Source organism: Larkinella fluvii (assembly GCF_051857545.1).
Taxonomy (GTDB): domain Bacteria; phylum Bacteroidota; class Bacteroidia; order Cytophagales; family Spirosomataceae; genus Larkinella.
The window spans coordinates 127,046-148,461 of record NZ_JBPZHB010000001.1; the positions used below are offsets into that span (position 1 = coordinate 127,046).

11 protein-coding genes and 1 pseudogene are annotated in these 21,416 nt (G+C 53.1%); 3 read left to right on the forward strand and 9 right to left on the reverse strand.

Annotated elements, in window-relative coordinates; translation table 11 throughout:
- Window positions 1-203: 203 nt before the first annotated feature.
- The 8 genes and pseudogenes from ACS5NO_RS00600 to ACS5NO_RS00635 all read right to left on the reverse strand — a co-directional run bounded on the left by ACS5NO_RS00600 (window position 204) and on the right by ACS5NO_RS00635 (window position 12,889).
- The gene (locus tag ACS5NO_RS00600) at window positions 204-1,574 is read right to left on the reverse strand and encodes an enolase C-terminal domain-like protein (RefSeq protein WP_439413398.1); all 1,371 of its coding nucleotides are present in this window, start codon (window positions 1,572-1,574) and stop codon (window positions 204-206) included.
- Window positions 1,575-1,612: 38 nt separating this feature from the next.
- Complete coding sequence (locus ACS5NO_RS00605; protein WP_439413399.1) at window positions 1,613-3,832, reverse strand: outer membrane protein assembly factor BamB family protein; 2,220 nt, start codon at window positions 3,830-3,832, stop codon at window positions 1,613-1,615.
- Between the two features lie 24 nt (window positions 3,833-3,856).
- A complete protein-coding gene (locus ACS5NO_RS00610) occupies window positions 3,857-4,843 on the reverse strand; it encodes a hypothetical protein (protein ID WP_439413400.1) in 987 nt (328 codons plus the stop codon).
- 244 nt (window positions 4,844-5,087) lie between these two features.
- The gene (locus tag ACS5NO_RS00615) at window positions 5,088-5,999 is read right to left on the reverse strand and encodes a RagB/SusD family nutrient uptake outer membrane protein (protein WP_439413968.1); all 912 of its coding nucleotides are present in this window, start codon (window positions 5,997-5,999) and stop codon (window positions 5,088-5,090) included.
- A gap of 108 nt (window positions 6,000-6,107) precedes the next feature.
- Window positions 6,108-6,833: pseudogene (locus ACS5NO_RS00620) on the reverse strand (RagB/SusD family nutrient uptake outer membrane protein); the annotation flags it as partial.
- A gap of 30 nt (window positions 6,834-6,863) precedes the next feature.
- Entirely contained in the window at window positions 6,864-10,313 is a 3,450-nt protein-coding gene (locus tag ACS5NO_RS00625) for a TonB-dependent receptor (RefSeq protein ID WP_439413401.1), read from the reverse strand.
- Between the two features lie 229 nt (window positions 10,314-10,542).
- A complete protein-coding gene (locus tag ACS5NO_RS00630) occupies window positions 10,543-11,658 on the reverse strand; it encodes a FecR family protein (RefSeq protein WP_439413402.1) in 1,116 nt (371 codons plus the stop codon).
- Window positions 11,659-12,280: 622 nt separating this feature from the next.
- The gene (locus ACS5NO_RS00635; protein ID WP_439413403.1) at window positions 12,281-12,889 is read right to left on the reverse strand and encodes an RNA polymerase sigma factor; all 609 of its coding nucleotides are present in this window, start codon (window positions 12,887-12,889) and stop codon (window positions 12,281-12,283) included.
- A gap of 168 nt (window positions 12,890-13,057) precedes the next feature.
- Here ACS5NO_RS00635 and ACS5NO_RS00640 point away from each other — a divergent pair, with 168 nt between their 5' ends.
- The 3 genes from ACS5NO_RS00640 (at window position 13,058) to tamL (ending at window position 20,829) form a co-directional block, all read left to right on the forward strand.
- Complete coding sequence (locus tag ACS5NO_RS00640; protein WP_439413404.1) at window positions 13,058-13,291, forward strand: hypothetical protein; 234 nt, start codon at window positions 13,058-13,060, stop codon at window positions 13,289-13,291.
- A 216-nt stretch (window positions 13,292-13,507) separates the two neighbouring features.
- On the forward strand, window positions 13,508-18,517 hold the full coding sequence (locus ACS5NO_RS00645; protein WP_439413405.1) for a translocation/assembly module TamB domain-containing protein: 5,010 nt from the start codon (window positions 13,508-13,510) through the stop codon (window positions 18,515-18,517).
- Window positions 18,514-20,829, forward strand: coding sequence for a translocation and assembly module lipoprotein TamL (gene tamL / locus ACS5NO_RS00650; protein ID WP_439413406.1), 2,316 nt, complete (start codon window positions 18,514-18,516; stop codon window positions 20,827-20,829). Before ACS5NO_RS00645 ends, tamL begins: the two co-directional genes overlap by 4 nt.
- Window positions 20,830-20,845: 16 nt before the next feature.
- Here the strand turns inward: tamL and ACS5NO_RS00655 are convergent, their stop codons facing one another.
- Window positions 20,846-21,343 carry a hypothetical protein gene (locus tag ACS5NO_RS00655; RefSeq protein ID WP_439413407.1) on the reverse strand — a complete coding sequence of 166 codons (498 nt, stop codon included), beginning with the start codon at window positions 21,341-21,343 and terminating at the stop codon, window positions 20,846-20,848.
- Window positions 21,344-21,416 lie beyond the last annotated feature (73 nt).

The following is a 21,416-nucleotide window of genomic DNA, read 5'->3' on the forward strand; positions in this document are numbered from 1 at the left end:
TAGTCAAAAAGTCCTAAATGTAGAGAAAGCTCCGGAGGAGCGTCCTAAATCCCAAAACAAGCATTAGGACGCCCCTACCGGGGCTCAAAACGATTAACTAGCTTGGTTGGACTATTAACAGTAAACCCCTCCGGGGTAGCTCGCGGAATGCTGTCAAGATAGGTGTCCTTTCAAAAAGAAATTTTTCCTGCCAACTTACTCTTTTACGGCCGGATGATGGTTCCGTCGATTTTCCGAACCTGCCAGTTCGATTTCGTGCCGATGGGGTATTTAGCCGCTTCCTTCTCGTTGATGTCGACGCCCAGGCCCGGCACTTCATTAACCGACATATAGCCTTTGTTCATCGTGGGGCAACCGCTGAACACTTCCTTCATTTTGTCCGAAAACTGCACCGCTTCCTGAATTCCGAAGTTCCAAACCGCGAGGTCGATGTGCGCGTGAGCCGCGTGACCCACCGGCGACACGTCGCCCGGACCGTGCCAGGCGGTGCGGATGTTGAACCACTCGCCCAGCCGCGCCACTTTCATGGCGGGTGTAATACCGCCGATCTGCGAAACGTGAATCCGGATGAAATCGAACCACTGGTTCACCATCGGCTCTTTGAATTCGTTGATGTTGTTGAACAGCTCACCCATCGCAATCGGCACCGACGTCGCCTGACGCAGTTGCGCAAACCACTTCATGTTTTCGGGCGAAAACGGATCTTCGATGAAAAACGGTCGGTATTCTTCCACCTGCTTGATCATGTTAATGGCGTCGATGGGTTGCACGCGCTCGTGGATGTCGTGCAGCAATTCAATTTCGTCACCACACTGTTTCCGAACGACTTCAAACATTTTCGGAACGGATTTCAGGTACATCCGCTCGTTCATGTAATTGTCGGTAGCACCCCCAAAACCGGCAGCTTTGAAGTCGGGCGTTGCTGAATTGGCTCCCACAGCCCCATAACCGCCCTGTTGAATCCGGATGTACTGGAAACCCTGCTCCATGAATTTCTTCACGCTGTCGGCTGCGGCTTCGGGCGTGTTGCCGCCCGCGTGGGTGTAACACGGAATCGCAAACCGCGCTTTTCCGCCCAGCAACTGATACACCGGCATGTTGGCGCGTTTGCCTTTGATGTCCCACAACGCCTGATCGAGTCCCGAAAGGGCGTTGTTCAGAACCGGGCCGTTGCGCCAGTAGGAGCTGACATAAGCCGCCTGCCACATGTCTTCGATGTTATCCACATCTTTTCCCACACAAAATTCATTCAGGTACGTATTGATGGCGACGATGACCACGGCTGCCCGTTGGGTGAACGTCGCGCAGCCCAAACCGTACAAACCCGGCTCCGTCGTTTCGACTTTGACGACGATGAGGTTGGAACCCTGCGGGGCTGTGGCGATGGCTTTCACCGATTTGATTTTGACCGGCGCCATCGCTTTGGCGTAGGAGGGCGTTCCGGCCCGTTCGCGGGCTTCGGCGGTCGACATTCCCCCAAATAAGCCCAGCAAACCGGCTGAGGAACCGAAACCTATTTTTTTCAACGTCTCGCGACGGCTGTTCATTTCGGCGAAGTTTTCGTTTTTTTCCATGGGTACAGATAAGGGTTTAGATGCAAATGTGAATAGGTTTACGGCAAGGCAAAGGCAATGTACGAACCACCCGGTTTGTGGCCGTTTTTAACGCCACCGGCGGCAATGACCACGTATTGTTTTCCGCCAACCTGGTATGTGATCGGCGTGGCAAAACCGCCCGCCGGAAGCTGGTATTCCCAGACAACTTTCCCGGTTTTTTTGTCGAAAGCCCGGATTCGTTCGTCTTTGGTACCGGCAATAAAGACCAGGCCCCCAGCCGTAACGATCGGTCCGCCGTAATTTTCGGTGCCCGTAATCGGAACGCCTTTTTTCGTTAATTCCGGAAATTCGCCCAGTGGAACCCGCCACAGGTAGTCACCGGTATTCAAATCGATGGCATTTAGCGTTCCCCAGGGCGGTTTGACGGCCGGATAACCGTCTGGATCGAAAAACCGGGTGTAGCCATTGTTGATGTAAGGCGGAATATAGGGGAAATCTACTTTTTCGTTGGTTCCGGTCAAAATTGGTGCGTTGTGCTGATCCTGACTTTCGGCCGGTTTGGGTTCCGGCGTTTTGGTGTCGGCATTGAGCAAATACCGGACAAGCGTAAACCGGTCCTGATCGGAAAGGTGCTGGAACGACGGCATCCGACCCCGGCCGGATCGCAAAACCGCATTGATTTCCTGACCCGAAAGCCGCTTGCCCAGATCGACCAGGCTGGGGTATTCCTGGCCGCTGCCTTTCCGGTCGGGACCGTGGCAAGCCATGCAATTGGCTTGGTACAGCGTTTTTCCTTTCGAGGCAATTTCGGCATTCCGGGCGGCCAGATCCGACATTCGCAAATCCCAGACCATTTCGTTCGAATTCTGGTACAGAATTCCCTGCGGATCGCTGGCGTTTCCGCCCCATTCGGCACCACCCCCAATGCCGAAAAACAGCGTTCCTTCCAGGCTGGGCGGCATGAATTTGTCACCGGAACGGGTTTTCAGAAACTTCTCTCTGACGAAGGCGTGCGCTTCGGGGGTCCGATTGGTAATGTCGGCTTCGGTAAAAACCTGCCGGGCAAAGGGCGCGGGTTTTGTCGGGAATTTCTGCGTCGGCCACGGAACCTCGCCCGGCAGGGCGGGCGAGGTCGGGACAGTCCGTTCTTCCACCGGAAAAAGCGACTCGCCGGTGTCGCGGTTCAGGACGTACACCAGACCGTCTTTGGTGGTTTGGGCTACGGCATCGACGGTTTTTCCGTTGTGCTTCACTGTCACCAGATTGGGCGGACAGGGCAGATCGCGGTCCCACAGGTCGTGGTGAATCGTCTGGTAAAACCACTGCATGTTGCCGGTTTCGGCGTTCAGTGCCAGAATGCAATCGGAATACAGGTTTTGTCCGGCCCGAATACCGCCATAGAAATCGACGGAAGGTGAGCCGGTTCCGAAATAAACCGTGCCGCGCTTTTCGTCAAGCACCATGCCCGCCCAGTTATTAGCCCCGCCAATGCGTTTGTAGGCGTCTTTGGGCCAGGTTTCGTATCCTTTTTCGCCCGGTTGCGGAATGGTGTGAAAAACCCACCGCACTTTTCCGGTCCGGATGTCGAAGCCCCGAACGTGGCCCGGTGCGGCATCACCCTGTTCCGAAACCGCCGAACCCAGTACCAGAATGTCTTTGTAAATAACGCCCGGCGTCGTGGAGGTCACCGACAGTTTGCTCAGATCCCGTTTCGATTCGTCTTGCAGGCCTTCCCGCAAATCGACTTCGCCGTTTTGGCCAAAACCGGCAACGGGTTCGCCCGTCAGCGCGTTGAGGGCGTAGAGCGTCGAACCGGCGGAATACAGAATGCGTTTGTCGGTGCCCGGTCCGCCGTCGCTGCTTTCCCAGTACATGACGCCCCGGCTCTGGTTAAACCGGGGTGATTTGTTTTTAAACGGATCGAAAAGCCAGCGTTGTTTGCCCGTTCCGGCATCGACCGCAAAAACCTTGAGCATGGGCGTCAGGCCGTAGAGAATCCCGTTGATGACAATGGGCTGGCATTGAATTTCGAGCGGTCTTCCGGCTTGGCCATCGGCACCAGCCGCGTCAAATGTCCAGGCTACTTTGAGGTTTTTTACGTTTTGAAGATTGATCTGCGTTAAGGAAGAGTAGCGGTTTCCGGCCTTATTGCCACCGTAATAGGGCCAGTCCTGATTCGTTGGCGGGTTGGTGTCGCTCCCTTCCCAATTTGGAGCTTTGGCCGAAATGCCCAAAATCAATAGCCCCAGCACTGTACTTTGTAGCGCATACTTCATGATGGTATCCAGAAAAAAGATGGATTAGTGAGTCGATGCGGTTTTGGGCAGTGTATAAAAGTCGTACGAAATGGTCCACCTGAACGTCTGACCCGGTTCGGCTTTGATTTTAATGTAAGGCTCTGGACACACCGTCGTGTGAATTGACCAGAAGGCCAGTTGCACAATGGGCTGATCGCCGACTACCCGGACGCCGGACCCGGTTTTGGTGTTTTCAACGCGGAAATCATAGTCTTTGGCCGTGTCGCCAAAACCGGCCAGGTAGCAATGCGTGCTTTCGCCTTTTGGTAACTCCTTTAGGTACGTAAACCGGTTGCCCTGCACATCGGCGAAGGTGCCGATTCCCCGTGTCGGTTTAACCTGTAATGCAAATGGAAACGTGACCGAAACGTCCGGCCCGGTTTGTTGGTTGTCGAGCATGAAAAAGTTGTGGTCATACACCGTCGTTTCGATGGTTTTCTTTCCGGTATTTTTCAGGCTGTGTTCCAGAACCAGCACCGGTTTGCCTTTTAAAAGCTTCACGGTTTTCTGGTAGCGATACGAATACCCCGCGGCATCGGTCAGTTCGTGGGTGAAAACGACTTCATCGCGACCGGTTTTTACCGCCCATTTTCCGGGATTGACAATGGCGTACGGCGTCGAAAACCGGTAGGGCGAATCCTTTGCTTTGCGCAGCGAACCGACGCCAATCTTCAGGAAATCGTCACCCGGTTTGGCTTCGTCGTAGCCAATGGGCGTAAATTCTTCGACCGGGCCGCTGATGGCGTCGTGCCCTTTCGGATCGTATTTCTCGAACCACTGACCGAAATACGAATGGTCTTTGTAGTCGAGACTGGCAATCACGCCCGACCAGTCGAACCGGACCCCTTGGTAATACCCGTTGACCGAATCCGGCAAATACAGTTTCGCCCGGATGATTCCGTTGGTTATTTCCGCTTGCGGAAACGGTGGCAGGAGGGTGGCGCTGGTGAAACTGAGGAGAATGGCGAAAAAAACGACGATTTTCTTCATAAGAAAAACTAAACCCAATAGATTCTGTTATGCAGCCGAATTACCCCGGAGGGGTGTCCTGTTAATAGCCATCCGAAGTATGATTTTATACAAGCTCCGGAGGAGCGTCCTAAATAATGGTTTGGGATTTCAGGACGCTCCTCCGGAGCTTAAAACAATTGATCGACCCCCTGATGCTATTAACAGGACACCCCTCCGGGGTGATTCGGCGTCACAATAGACCTTTTAGGGTTGAATGAATTGATCAATACCCCGGATTTTGCTTCATATTGATATTCGAGTTGATCTCGTCGATCGGAATGGGTTGGGCGTAATCGGTGGCTTCCCACTGAATGGTTCCGCCCCGGATGCGCTGGTAATAAGCCGCTTCCTGTGCTCCCAACTGCCAGCGACGAACATCGATCCACCAGTGGCCTTCGCCGAATAATTCCGCCCAGCGTTCGTACTTGAGCGGATCGGATTTAAGAACCGCATCGGTGGCTTTCGTGGCATCGGTCAGGCTCTTGTAATCGATCGGCGACGCGGTATTGACCGGATAGCCGTAAGCCCGCCGTTTTACCTTGTTGACGTATTCCAGCGCCGTGGCATTGTCACCGGTACGCATGAGCGTTTCGGCATACAGAAGATACACGTCGGCTAACCGCAACAGCAGAATGTTGTTGCCATTGGCCATGTTGACTTCGGTTTCCGTGGCATCGACCGTCAGGTATTTCCGGAAACTCCAGGCTTCCATGTCCATTTCACTGATGTCGAGAAAGTGCGAAATCGGCCGTTTTTTGCCGCTTACGGTCATGCTGTCCACGTAAGGCTGCCAGCAGGCCACCCACAGGCGCGGGTCCACGGTTTTGTTCTGCCGCGCCAGCACCGAGCGGGTGATATACGCCGGATCAATGTTGGTCGCCAGCGGTTGCGTGGTACCGGCTTTGAAGTAATGGCCTTCGTTAAAGCCAAACCGGGCGAGATTTTTGGCGTGCGGAAACACGTTCGACCAGGCCGAAGCAGCGGGTAGGTTGTTGTCGTTCACGTAAGTCGGTGCCAGCACCATACCAATGCTCGATCCCATTGAGGTTTCCGTGTTGCCACGGGCGGTCATGTCCACGTTCAGGTTCATTTCCAGCAACGATTCGGAGTTGAATTCGTTTTTGCCGTTGAACATGGTTTTGTAGACATCGAACGAAACCAGCGACTTGCCACTGTTGGTGATTACATCCGCCAGCGAGGTTTTCGCATTGGTCCAGTCCTGGGTGTAGACGTACGCTTTGCCGAGGGCTGCCTTGACCGCCCAACCGCTGATTTTGTGTTTATCGTTCGCACCTGTCCAGGTTTTGCCGGCCAGCAGCGTTTCTGCCGCTTTCAGATCGGTGATGATAAAATCCCAGACCTGCTTCACCGTGGCCCGTTCTACCTGCGTCTGATCGAGGCTGGTCGACGCTTCGGTAATGATGGGAACGCCCAGTTTGTCGCCACCCTGGCCGTCGATGATCATGGCTTCCCCCCAGATCGTGATCAGGTACTGATAATACCAGGCGCGGAGGAAAAGGGCCTGACCTTTCATGAGATCAATAGCCGCTTTATCGGTTTGCGAAGTCGCTTTGGGGCGGTATTTTTCAATGTTGACCAGCAGCGTATTGGCGCGCTGAACGCCTTTCCAGGTGTCCCGCCAGGTTTCCGACAGAAAACCGTCGTTAGGCTGTGAGTTGTTCTGGCCAAGTTGAATCCAGGTCGGTGTTCCCTGCCAGCTCAGGTCGGCAGTATGGTCCCACATGTAATAGGCTTTCCCATAAATGTTATGGCCGAATAAACCCGCGGAGTGCTGTGTCCCGTAGACACCGGTCAGCAATTGTTCCAAATCCGTCACCGAACCGGGATAATTGTTGGTAGAAAGCGCACCGGGATTGGTCACATCGATAAAATCTTCTTTACAGCCGGCCAAACCGAGCAGGGCCGTAAAGAGGGCTATTTTCAGAAATGGCTTCATCGTATGAAACATAGTTGTATCAACTGAGTAAGGTCTGGAGAATTAGAAACTGGCATCGATGCCCATCGACAGGAGCGTGGTGCGCGGGTAGGAGTAGATCGCATCGATTCCGCGTCCGGTCGTTCCGTTGCGTCCCATCACCTCGGGGTCCAGGCCCGAATACTTCGTCAGCGTCATCAGGTTTTGCCCCTGCATGTAGATGCGGATGCTACCCATTTTGATCTTGTTGGTGATCACCGACGGCAGTGTATAACCGACCTGGAGATTGCGCAGTTTCAGATAGGCTCCGTTTTCCACGTAATAGTCCGAGATGCGGGTGTAGTTGGAATTCGGATCACGAACATAGTTGCCGGAAGCATCCTGGTAGCCTACGCGCGGCCGGTCGGTCAGGCCATTTCCGTTGAAGAAAGAGGTCTGGAAAATATCGCCCGTGGTGTTGTAATCGCCCACAAAAAATTGCGTGTAATAGCGGTTGGCGTTGTAAATGTCCAGCCCCTGCACACCCTGAAACAAAGCCGACACGTCGAACCCTTTCCAGCCCAGATTCAGCGTCAAACCGTAGGTCATTTTGGGCCAGGGGTTACCAATGTAGGTTTTATCGTCGATGGTGATTCTTCCGTCGCCGTTCACATCCCTGAATTTCAGGTCACCGGCACCGGTTCCGGCCGCCTGATACACCACGCCCGTGGTGGGTTTGCCGGCAGCCGCTGCTTTTTCCCGGGCTTGCTGGTTCAGCGTAGCCACTTCCGCATCGGTTTGGAAAATACCTTCCGTGATATACCCGAAATACTGGCTCATGGCGTAACCGGCCTGCGTCCGGGCAATGGTGCTTTCGAGGTAATCACCCCCGGCACCGTCGTTGATTGGGTTGTTGTTCGTCCCGCTCAGTTGCTTGACGAGGTTTTTGTTGAAGGCGGCATTGGCGGCAACGCTGTAGGTAAAGGCTCCCACTTTGCCCCGGTAGTCGATGGCGAGTTCAAGCCCTTTGTTGCTCATCTGGCCGATGTTGGTATACACCGTAGAGGCAGCAAAACCCGCTGATCGGGGAACCGGCACCTGGTAAATCATGTCCTGAGTCTGGCGGCTATACCAGTCGATGGTTACATTCAAGCGGTTGTTGAATAGTCCGATGTCGGCGCCGATGTCCGTCTGTTTTACTTCTTCCCACTTGATGTTTTCGTTGGGTAGCTGGGCGGTCAGTGCATAGCCTTTGGAACGGCTGCCGTCCGGCAAACCGTGGATGTTCGTGCCTCCCGTTCCGCCGTAGGATGCCTGATAGGTAAACTGCGGAATGTTGCTGGTGCTGCCCAATTTGCCGTAACTGGCGCGGAGCTTGAGGTTCGAGATGGCCGGAATATTCCGCATGAACGCTTCTTCGGTCACTTTCCAGCCTACCGAAAACGACGGGAATACCCCCCAGCGGTTGGCGGGACCAAACCGGTCGGAACCATCCCGGCGGACGTTGGCTGTCAGCAGGTATTTCCCGGCATAGGTGTAATTGATCCGGCCAAACTGCGACAAAAGCCGGGTTTGGGGGTATTCGCCACCGCTGGCGCGGTAGGTGCTGGGGTCGGTGCTCAGGCCCAGGTTATACGTAACGATTTGAAACCCCTGCGCTTCGGCCGACAGGTTGCTCAGGTCCTGCTGATAGGCTTCGTAACCTGCCATCGCTTTAAACTCGTGCTGACCAATGGTTTTGTCGTAGGTCAACACGAAGTTTCCCGTCAGGTTGCGTTGGTTCGTTTGCGTCCGGGTCAGGTAAGCCAGCGCGTTCCGGACCACCCCAAAGTCGTGGGCTTCGCGGAACGTGTAATCGCGACCACTGAATATGGAGGCCCCGAATGTCGAGCGAAAATTTAACCCGTTGACGATTTCCCAATCAAGGTATACATTGCCTTCAAGGGCGTATTGATCGCTGAGCCGGTGATGAATCGCTTCCCAGCCGACCAGGTTGGGGCCCGTAAAAAACGAACCGGTTTTGGCCCAGCCGCCGAACGGATTGGTTTCGTCGCGGACGGCAACCAGCGGAGCCGAGCGAAACGGGTAGGTCGTGCTTTGCGCCGGATTGGTGCTCGTCCGCCAGGCAAACAGCGTTTCGCCGATTTTCAGGCGTTTGTTGATTTTAAAATCTGCGTTCGACCGAATCCCCCAACGTTGAAATGAGTTATCGATGATCGTGCCGTCTTCGCGCTGGTAGTTGGCGGAGAGGTAGTAATTGGCTTTGGCGGAGGCTCCCGCCATCGAAAGCGAGTAACTCTGTTCTTTCCCGTTTTGATAAATTTCGTCGGCCCAGTCGGTATTGGGTAAGGTGGCCGGATCTCCATATCCGCTCGTGTTGACGCCGAAGGCTTGTTTGGCTTTGATATAATCCGCCGTGTTCAGCATCTGATACAGATTACGGGGTTGCCGAACGCCGTAATACGCATTGAAGTTGATGCTCATTTTGTCCATTTTGGTGCCGCGTTTCGTCGTCACAAGCACCACGCCCCCCGCAGCCTGCGCGCCGTAAATGGCAGCCGCGCTGGCATCTTTTAGCACTTCGATGGACTCGACATCCTGGAGGTTGAAGTTATTGCCCGCACCCATCCGAATCCCATCCACGATATACAGAGGAGCCATACCACCAATGGAGCCAATGCCCCGGATGACAATATCGGAGCCACCGCCCGGTGTGCCATCTGGTCGCGTTACCTGCACCCCGGCAGCCCGGCCCTGCAAAGCTTCGTTGACGCTCCGGACGGGCAGGTTTTTGATTTCTTCCGCCTTGACCGACGATACCGATCCGGTCAGATCCGACCGTTTTTGGGTACCGTAACCAACCACGACGACTTCGCTGAGGTTTTTCGTGTCGGTTAATAAACTGACGTTTACCTCCGTACGGTTTCCAACGGCAATTTCCTGGGAGGTATAGCCAACAAAACTGAACACCAGAACCGCATCGCCCGTCTGCATAGTCAGGCGGTATTGTCCGTTGCCGTCCGTTGTGGTTCCGCGGGTGGTTCCTTTCACCACCACGCTGACGCCCGGCAGCCGTACCCCGGCTTCATCCGAAACCGTTCCGGATACGTTCTGATCGACCGCTGCGGCATCGTGGTTGCGCAACAGCTCATCGGCTGACGGAACCGGCAGGGGTTCCAGGTTCAGAATGATCTGCCGCCCTTTCACGTAGTAGGTCAGACTCAGCGGTTTCAGTAATTTGTCCAGAATTTCGCTCAGCGGTTGGTTGCTGGCATTGAACGACACGCGCTGATTTAACTGAACCAGGGCCGAGCGGTAGGCAAAACGAACGTCGGCCTGTTTTCCCAACTGGTTCAAAACCGCCTTCATCGGGAGGTTGGTGGCCTGGATCGTGACACGCTGATCCATGATTCGCTGGGCTTCCACGGGGCGGGCCAAAGCGAGCCCGGTGAAGATCGCGGCCAGGAGTAACTGATAGAAAGTCAATTTCATAAAGCTACGCAACAGGCTAAGCGGTTGTCGAAGTTTTTTCATACTTTTGCTTGTTTTTTGGCTGTTTGGGGTTTCGAATAGACAAAAAATACCCTTCTTCATCCTGGATGAGGTTGCTTAAAAAGGGGGCCGTTAGGGTCAGTGATGCTGGAACCATCATTGACCTTTTTTTGTGAAAGGGGGTTACTCAATCATAGGCAAATGGGATTAGGGATAGAGATGGGGTCCGCGTAAAACGCATTAAAATGTATAGGGTTTAGGAATAGTTACTTCAATGGCATCCTTTGCTGGTGATCACAATCTGGCCGTCGAGCACTTCATATGACGCGCCGATGGTCTGGCAAATGACATCCAGCCGTTCCAGCAAATTTTCTTCATTAAACGTCAGGTTCACGAGACAGTTGGCCAGCGCTTCCTCATCGAAAAGCAGTTTGATGCCGTATGTACGCTCGATGCTGGAAAATACTTTGTCCACCGGCGCATCTTCAAACACCTGCTCGCGACTGGGCCGGTTGGCGATCAAAGCCGCCGGCTTTGCCACCAGGGCTTTCACCAGCTTGTTGTCTTCCAGGTTATACGTCATCTGTTGATTCGGCGTCAGCACCACCCCTTCGACGCGCCGGAGACCGGATTGCTGCGCCTGTTCGTAATCTTTCTGCGAATAGACCGAAACGCGACCGGTTTTTACCATCACGGTTACGTCTTTTTCGCTCGTGTAAGCCCGAACCAGAAAGCTGGTTCCCAGTACTTTGGTGACCGTTTGGTTGGCGTAAATCAAAAACGGCTTGGCCGGATTTTTCATCACGTCGAAAAACGCTTCACCGCTGAGGTAAACCGTGCGGGTTGTGTTGTCAAACCGCTCGGGATAGCTTAAACGGCTGTTGGGGTTCAGCGTTACCACGCTGCCATCGCTCAGCAGGATATTGATCGCTTTAGGGCCGGTATTGACCTTTTCCTGTAGCGGTATCGTGACGGTTTTGGTCAGGTATTCGTAGGGGTCGGCCGCCGGTTTGGGGGCTCGGTTCACGTAAAGCCAGGTACTGAGGCTGATGAGTAAAACGGAGGCCGCCACCGCCCAGCGCCACCACGGCCGTTGCCCCAGCGGCAGAACCGGCACGTCCAGCTCCGCATTCCGGTGTTCGACGGCCTTGCCGACCAGCCGGTTCAGCTCGTCCGCCAGCCGGTTTTCGGTGGCATCGTCGCGGTAGTGGTCATCCAGCGCGCGGACCAGTTCCTGAGCCTGCCGAACCACGTCGGCGCGGTCGGGATTCTGGGCCAGCCACCGGTTCCAGAAAAGGGCGGCTTGCGGAGACGACTCCGCCGTCCACTGCCGGAAGGATGCATCGAACAGGAAGTCTTCAGCTTCGTACGTTCTGTAATTAATCATTGAGAAAATGGTATTCTAAGGCTTCTACTTGCATAGTGCCGGAGAGGGAGGGGCAATACCCAAAAAAAAGTAAAATTATTTTTGGGAAGAGTTCAATAACTGATTGGCTGAACTTTTAGCTGTGAAGTAGAAGGTAATGGTCCTTACGCAGGAAAATCAAAAAATCCCCTAGGGATAGCCCATCGTTTGATTATGAAATGCCCCATCCCTCCGGGACTCGTCCGCGCTATACATTGGACATGATTGCTACAAAATGCCCCATCCCTCCGGGACTCATCCGTGCTATACATTGGACACGGTGGCTACAAAATGCCCCATCCCTCCGGGACTCATCCGCGCTATACATTGGACACGGTGGCTACAAAATGCCCCATCCCTATGGGATGGCAAAACAGAACTCCAGCAGGAGAATCAGAAACAATCCCATCGGGATAATCCATTTTGTAGCAACCGCGTCCAAAAAATCAAAAACAATCCCGTAGGGATGATCCATTTAGTAAGTGTGAAATGCCCCATCCCTCCGGGACTCATCCAGCTTATACCCGAACACGGTTCATACTACAATATGCCCCATCCCTCCGGGAAGGAAGCTCAAAACCAGGTTCCGTGGAATGGTCTTTCGTTAAAATAACCGTATCATTCCCAGCAAAACCACAAGCAGGCTGGATGACCACTGGTGGCGGAGTTCCTTGAAGGTTCGGTGAAGCAGGTTGGCGACGCTCTGTCGCTCCAGCCCCATGATCAGGGCTATTTCGTGGTTTTCCAGATTCTGGTAAAATCGCAGGTAGAGCACTTCCTGCTGGCGTTTGGATAGGGAAGCCATGAGCTGGTGTAACAGGCGGGTTTGCTCCGTCTGGCTTTCGTCATCGATAATTTTCTGTTCGATGGAATCGGAAAACGGCATCTGGGCAGGCTCCGATTCGTCGAGCTGAACCAACGGATGGTGGGGAAGGGCTTTTAGCAGTTTATAGCGCAGGGCTTTCAGCAAATACGTTTTGACAAAAACCGCATCGCTGACCGTTGCCCGTCGGTCCCATAATTCCAGCAGCAAATCCTGGATAGTATCCCAAACCAGTTCCGAATCCGCAGTCAGCCGTGAACCGTAGTTATACAAGCTACGGTAATGCCCCTGAGCCAGTTCGCCGAAAGCCAGTTCGTCACCGGCTTTGAAGCGTTGCCATAGCTCCTGGGGGGCAAGATTTTTATACTCAGCGGCTGTAAAGCGTTCCAATGGATGATGACCGTCAAGGACTAACTTTAATTGTACCAAATGTAATGTTATTTTAACAGAGATGGTATTTTGTGGGTGAAATCTATAATTAAAAGAATTTAAAATATGGCAGTCAGTGGAGCCGATAAAGTGCGGGACGAGGGCTGACATCCGGAAAAAGAACCAAAAATGGAGCGTCGGCTTTCAATAAATCGGCAGTTCGCTAACTTTGATGGAATATTGCTTTCAGGGACTCCCGGTTTCGACAACGGTATTGATCAAACGAATAGCCACACCATGAATAACCGTTTCAAAATATGGCTCAAGCGCGTCGGCTGGCTGGGCTTTCTTTTCTTTCTCATTAAAGGCCTGCTCTGGCTAATCATCCCTTATTTAATTGCAAAAGGCGTTTTTTCAAAGTAAAACAGAATCAAGAAGTAACATCACTATAACATAATCACTTTCTGCGCGGTTTATTGAAGAAGGAAATTGGCCGGATTATTGACATCGTCTCTATTATTTTTTTTGTACAAATATGACCCCACGTTCAACATTCGGCGTCTAAAGTACGTATTGAATAAGAAGTAAAGGCAGAAAACAGGGTAGGCGGTTGGTTATCCGGTGACTGATTCAAGGAATGTGAAAAAATTTCTGACGTTTTTTTCTCTTGCCATACTGGCACTGATTTTTCTGATAATCGGGTTCCTCGGTGTAATCGGTACGACAACCTGGGGGCAGGAATTTGTGACGCGTCAGGTCAACAACTACCTGGCCGGAAAAATCAAAAGCCCTTTTCGGATTGGCCGGATTACCTACGAAATTCCGGATTACGTTGCGTTGGAAGATGTGTTGTTTATTACGCCCAAAGGTGATACCCTTCTGGCGGGCCAGAAACTCCGGGTCGATCTCGACATGATGGGTCTGCTGAAAAACCGGGTTGCGCTCAACCAGATCGAACTGGAGAAGGTTAGCGTGAACCTGAACCGTACACTGCCCGATACGGCTTTCAATTTTCAATACATCATTGACGCCTTCGACACGGGTGGGCCACCCCAGCCAGTCGACACCACGGCGGCTCCGCTGGACATCAGTTTGTCCGGTATTACGCTGAAAGACGTTCGGATTCGCTACAAAGATGACGTGGTGGGCGCGGAGGTGGGCGCGTACGTCGATACACTACGGGCGAATTTTGACAAAACCAACGTTGACAAATCCCAATACCATCTTCGTGATGTCAGTATAGACGGTTTAATAGCTAACACACGGCTTTATCCGGCAATTCCTACCCCGGAAATGCCTGATACGTCGGCACCGGGTGATACGATGGATCTCAAACTGGGCAATTGGAAACTGACCCGGGCGCGGTGGGATGTTAAAGTGGAAGAGGCTGATTTCCAAACCAAAGGGTCGGTCGGACGGCTGGCGATGAACGCCGATTATCTGTATCTGGACGGGCATCGCATCGGCATCAAATCCCTGGAACTCGAAAATTCAGATATTTCGGCCATCTTGACCAAACCGACTAAAAAAGCAACTCCGCCCACCACTACTCCGGCCACCACCGACGATGCGGGTGGCTGGCGGGCCAGCATCGGGCGGGTGGCACTGGCTAAAAACCGCATCCGGTTCGACGATCAAAATCAGCCCAAACAGAAAACCGGCCTGGATTATGGCCACCTCGATTTGCAGGATTTATCGCTGACGGCACAGGCGCTGCAATACAGCCCGCAGGTCATATCCGGGAAGTTTCGCGGAGGCCGTTTCCGGGATCAAAGCGGTTTTGCGCTCCAGCGACTCGATGCCGACGTGGTTTACAGCGATACGCTGACGTCGATCAACCGGCTTCTGGTTCAAACGCCCCAAACACTCATTAGGGATCAACTCATTCTGCGGTATGACTCCATCGGGCAACTCAGCCGTCCGCAGGAAGCCGGGCGTGTGGGGATTCGGGTCAACCTGAAACAAAGTCGGCTGGCGGTGGCAGACATTTTGCAACTGGCGCCTTTTCTGGCGACCACCGCGCCCTTTGCCGGAAACCGTCAGGCGGTTATTCGGGTCAACACTTTGATGCGGGGAACGCTGGCGAATCTGAGCATTCCGACGTTTGAACTTGATATGTTGTCGGGAACCCGCTTGCGGGCCAGCGGTCGGTTGCGCAACGTGACCGATGCCAACCGGATGGCGATGGACATCAATCTGACCGAAGGCTCAACGCAGCTTCGCGATATTCGGCAGTTGGTGCCAAAAGGAGCCTTGCCGGATTCCTTCAACATTCCGCCTAAATTGCGGCTGACGGGCCGGTTTCAGGGCGAACTCGATAATCTGAACATCAACTCCGCGCTGCAAACCGACTGGGGCAATGTCGATTTTGACGGAAATGTGCGGGGTTTTGTGGCTGGCAAAGGCCAGGCGTATCGGGGAACACTGGCCCTGGCGAATTTTGAAGCCGGTCGCTGGCTGAATCAGCAGGCCATGCTCGGCAGCATTACGGCCGATGCGACCGTCAATGGACAGGGAATCGATGTCAAAACCATGCGAACCACGTTTCGGCTCAACGTTCGGCAAGCCGAGCTGAACGGGTATAATTACCAGAATTTTGCGGCTGAAGGTGAACTGGACAAGGGTATCCTGACGGCCAAAAGCACGCTGGATGATCCGAACGCCAGGCTGGCTCTGAATTCAGTGGTCGGTTTGCTGGAAGACTATCCCAGCGTGAAAGGCGGTTTGGTGATTGAGAAGCTGGACGTGACGGCACTGAAGTTTTACAAAGATCCGCTCAGCGTCGAAGGCCGGATGCGGTTTGATTTCGCTTCCACCGACCCGGTCAATCCGGTGGGCACACTGACGGCCCGGGAAACGGTTGTGCGCTTCAATGGCAAAACGTATCCGCTGGATTCGTTTTATGTCAAAGCGGCACCGGAAGGCGTTCGGAAAATCGTGGAAGCCAAACTTCCCTTCGCGACTCTGAAGCTCGACGGTCAGTTCGACTACACCCGCCTGTACGATATCGTCGTGGGTGAATTCAGCAAATACATCAAACTGCCCGATCTGACCTACAACCCGGTCAATCCGCCCTATAGTTTCAACATCGATATGACGGTCAACCAGCACCCTTTGCTGACGGCTTTCGTGCCCGCATTGACCAAAATGGACCCCGTCACTCTGAAAGCATACATCGATAATACAAAAGACACCACCCTGTCGGCTTTGCTGAAAACCGGCACGATCGAGTACGACACCATGCGGTTTCAAACCGTAACGATGGGACTTCAGGCGGTCAATGACCGTTTGCTGATCCAGAGTCAGATCAACGCGGTTCACACGGCTCAGGTTGACCTGAACGTGACCAAATTCAACGGGGAAGCCATTAAAAACCGCTTGCATTTCGATATTATTTCGGAAGATTCAACGGGCCGGGCCTGGTATGCTTTGTCCGGAAATCTCGGCGTTGCCGACCGCGCCTATCAGTTCCGGTTCAACCCGGACGGGATGATGACCAACTACCAGCGCTGGACGAGCGACACGACAGGTTATATTCAATACAGCGAGGACGGTATTCTAGCCGATAAATTCCTGCTCCAAACCGGTTCCCAGAAGATTCTGGTCAACAGCATTGTTCCGAAACCCAATGCGCCCCTGGAAGTGAAAGTGGAGAACATCGACCTGACGAACATGGCAAAACTGGCCAATCAGGACACCACGCTGGCGGGCGGACTGCTGAACGGCGATGTCATCCTGCGGAATGTGATGACCAATCTGTCGTTTACCGGCAATGTAACCGTCGATAGCCTAAAGGTGATGGCAAAACCGCTGGGAAATCTAACCGCCAGTTTTGAAAACACGACGGATCAGCGGATTTCGACCGACATTGCCCTGAAAGGTGCCGGAAATAGTGCGCGGGTAACGGGATTCTATAAGTCATCGGACCCGGCGAATGCTCTGGATTTCAAAATCAATCTGGAAGAGTTGAGCGCGCAAACGATTGAAGCGTTCAGCTTTGGTCAGTTACGGCAGACGTCGGGCCGGTTGCGCGGGCAGGTCGATGTGTCCGGTTCGACAGATCAACCCCGAATGAACGGTTCGATGTCGTTCGATTCACTGGCTTTCAACGTAGCGTATCTGAACGCCACGTATAAAATCGACAAGGAAACCATTCGTTTCAACGAGAAAGTAATCACGTTCCAGGATTTCAGCGTTCGGGACGCGTTGAACCGCAGCTTGACCACCAACGGAACCATAACGCTCCGGAAACTGCCCGATGTGGCGTATAACCTGCGCATCAATGCCACGAAATTTCAGGTGTTGAATGCCACCCGGAAGGACAACGATCTGGCGTACGGGAATGCCGCCATCAGCGCCAACCTCAGCATTCGCGGGAGCGGCACCAGCCCCACCATTGGTGGCTCGATTAAACTGGAGGATGACAGCAAGGTGACGATGGTGTTGCCTGATCAGACGGCTTCGGTGAACGAGGCCCGCGAGATTGTCACCTTTATCGACCACAATGACACCCTGGCGTTGCGGAAATACCTGGTGATGGCCCGGCCCGACACGGCCTTGCGCAGCCGGGCGTTCAAGGAGTTGAGCAATGCCCAGATCGATTTGAGCCTGGAAGTCAACGAAAAATCCGAAATTACCGTCGTTGTCGATGAACTGAACGGCGACAACCTGCGCATCAAAGGCAATGCCCGCCTGAACGTCGGTGTGAGCCAGAGCGGAGCGATTTCGTTGCTCGGTCGATATGATGTAACCGAAGGGGAGTATTCGTTAACCTATCAGGTCCTCAAACGCAAGTTTTCGATTCAGAAAGGCAGCTACATCACCTGGACCGGCGATCCATTGCGGGCTGAACTCGACATTACGGCGGTTTACCAGACTACGGCGGTTCCCTCGAACCTGATTGCCAATGAAACCAGCGAGCAACTCCGGACGGCTTCCAAACAGAAAGTACCGTTCAACGTCTTGCTGAAAATGAAAGGCCGTCTGGCAGCCCCCGACATCAGTTTCGACATTAAGATGCCGGAAGAAGATTTTCTGGCTTCCCGCGCGGTGATCGATGCGGTCAATTCCAAGCTGACGCAGTTGCGGAACGACCCATCCCAGTTGAATAAGCAGGTTTTCGGGCTGATGGTATTGGGTAGTTTTATTGCCGAAACATCATCCAGTTCGTCAGGGGGTGGGATCAATACCGAAGAAATTGCCCGGAACAGCGTCAGCAAGATTCTGTCGGATCAATTGGAGCGGTTTGCTTCCAGTCTGCTGAAAGGGTTCGATGTTAATTTCGATCTGCTTTCGTCGACCCAGTCGGCACAGGCTAACAACACAGTGGGTTCCCGAACCGACCTCAATGTGGACGTATCGCGCAGCTTCCTGAATGGTCGGCTGACGGTTTCGGTGGGGCGTAATTTTGTGCTGGAAAAAAATAACAGTACCATTACCCGAAATCCGAACGAAGTCTTTGATAATCTGTCGTTAAACTATAATCTCTCCCGCGACGGTCGCTACATGATGCGGGGGTATCGCAAGAGTGATTACCAGGCGGTTTTGGAAGGGTATGTAATCGAAACCGGCATTGGTTTTGTCATCACCGTCGATTACAACCAGTTGAGTGAAATCTTTAAAAAACCGGAGGAAAAAGTGAACCAATGAGAAACGGTTTAGCATACATATCTTTTTTCCTGATTCTGACGGGTTGCCACGTTGCCAGACACATTCCGCCCGGCGAGAAACTCTACGTCGATACGGAAATCAATGTTCAGGTGGATTCGACCGTTTCCAAAACCGAAAAAGGGCAGATTGAAACGGCACTGGCCGACATGGCGCGTCCGAAACCCAACAAGAGATTGTTCGGCTATCCGTATAAAGTCGGGTTGTATTATTTGATGGGCGAACCCAAAAAAGAGAAAGGATTTCGGGCGTGGTTTCGGCGGAAGGCCGGAGAACCGCCGGTTTTTGCGAGTGCCAAGGCGTTGTCGTCCAACGCACAGATCTGGATGGGATTTCTGGAAAATGAAGGGTATTTCCGATCGACGGTTTCGGGCAGCTTGAAGGAAGAAGGGTATCAGGCTACGGGTGTGTATCAGGTGCAGGTGCAACCACGGTATTACATCGACTCAGTGGCCTTTCTGATGGATTCAACGTCTTTGCGGAAACCGATGGTAGAGGTCAGAAAACGTAGTTTGCTCAAGAAAGACAATCCCTACCGCTTTGAGTTGATCAAGCTGGAACGGGAACGAATCACGCAGGCCTTGCAGCGTCAGGGTTTTTTCTACTTCCAGCCCGACTACCTCGCGGTCTTGGCCGATAGTGCGCTGGGAAAACACCGTACCCGGCTCTACTTGGCCATCAAGCCTGAAACGCCACCGGCGGCTTTATTACCATATTCCATCCGGGATATTTATGTCTATCCCAATTACAGCCTTTCCTCCAATACAACCCAAACGGATACGTCAGAAAATCAGGCAGTTAAATTTGGTAAACTAAATATTGTCGATCCTGCCGGTATCTACAATCCCAAGTTGTTTCGGGACATCATTGCCCTGCAACCCGGGAAGCGGTACAACAGCCGGGCGCAGGATCAGACCTTGTCACGGTTTATCAACGTAGGGTCGTTTAAATTTGTCCGCAACCGGTTTGAAGCGGATCAGCAAGGCGATTCGGCGGTGCTGGATGTGCATTATTTCCTGACGCCTTATCCTAAAAAATCGGCCCGACTGGAAATTGCCGGCACCAGCCGCTCCAACAACCTCGTGGGGTCGCAACTTTCCCTGAACTGGCGAAACCGGAACGTTTTTGGCCGGTCCGACTTATTCACCATCAGCGCCAATGCCGGAATTGAATTCCAGGTAGGCGCGCGCGGGCAGGGTGTTGCCAACTACCGCTACGGCATTCAGACCAGTCTGACGTTTCCCCGGCTGGTTACGCCGATTCCCATTAAATATTACCAGCGCGGACAGGCGCTGCCCCAAACCATCGTTTCACTGGGGTATGATCTGATCGTTCGGGGTGAATTATACCACTTGAATTCTTTTCTGACCACGTTCGGTTATTCGTGGCGCAGCAATCCGCAAACGGAGCACATTTTTCAGCCCATCAGCATCAACTACGTGCTGCCTTCTAATTTTACCGAAAAATTCTTCGCCCTGGAAGACGACCCCAGCACGCGGCAGCAGTATATCAATATTCTTCGCTCCGAACAGCTTATTCTGAGTACGTTGTATACATATAATCTCAGCTCATCACCCCGTACCACCTCCGCGTATACGCAACGGTTGAGTGTCAATATTGAACCCGCCGGTAATCTGGCCTCGTGGCTGACGCGCAAGACCAACGAAGAAGGGCGGGAAGCGATTTTTGGTGTACCCTATTCGCAGTTTTTTCGGATGGATGTCGACAGCCGGCATTTTTTTAAAGTATCGGAAAATTTGACCTGGGCCAACCGGTTTTTTGGTGGATTTGGCGTTCCTTACGGCAATTCCACGGAATTGCCTTTTGTGAAGCAATATTTTGTCGGGGGCGCCAATAGCTTGCGGGCCTTCCGCCCCCGGGCAGTTGGCCCCGGAATTTTTACCCGAAATCTGGAAGGTACGGTGCAGCTTCAGGACGGCGGGGGCGACATCAAGCTGGAATTCAACACCGAACTTCGTCCCAAATTCAATAAATACCTCCAGGGAGCCTTGTTCCTGGACGTCGGCAACGTCTGGATGTACTCCGATAATACATTATACGGGCTTGGAACGCAGTTTAAATCCGATTTCTACAAACAACTGGCCGTCGGCACGGGGGCGGGTCTCCGGGTGGATGTGTCATATTTTGTCGTCCGGTTCGACCTGGCGTTTCCGCTGCGCAAACCGTGGTTGCCGGAAGGGCAGCAGTGGGTGGCGGACGAAATTGCTCCCGGCAACCGGGCCTGGCGCCGGGAGAATTTGATCCTAAATGTTGCCGTGGGGTATCCGTTTTAACCCCGGTGTTCATCTGTCAGAGTTCTGTCACGGAATGAAACGTCTCATCGCTGTTGAGCAGAACCCGCCAAATCCGGGCGTTCGTTGCATCCAGCAGGATGACCCGCCAAGGCTTATTCGCTTCGTCATTGACGTCCGTCAAAACCGTGTGGATGCTGCTTCCGGGAAAGGTTTCGCTCAGATACGTTCGGGTGATTGCCGGTACTGAATCCGGACTGAGCACCACGCCCTGTTCAACCACGAGTCCGCTCGTTTGGAGGAGAGCGACTTTTGCAGTGGTTCCTTCCGTGAAACGGGCTTCCCAAATTCGATCCTGAAGATGATTCCAAGTCACCGACTGGGCGCGGGGAAACGCCGTTTTGAAGCCACTGTAAGCCCCCAGGGATAACCCCGAACGAGCAGCCTCATTAATTAAGTCGGCACCGGCTTTATCCTGGCAATTGAAACTGATGGTAGCTAAAGCCAGGAGGCTGAAAAGGATTTTTAATCGGGAAATGAATGGATTGCATTTCATGTTTTGATGTGTTTAAGTGAAAAAAATAACGGATTGGTTATGATTCGCTTGCTGCACCAAACTTCTTCGAGGG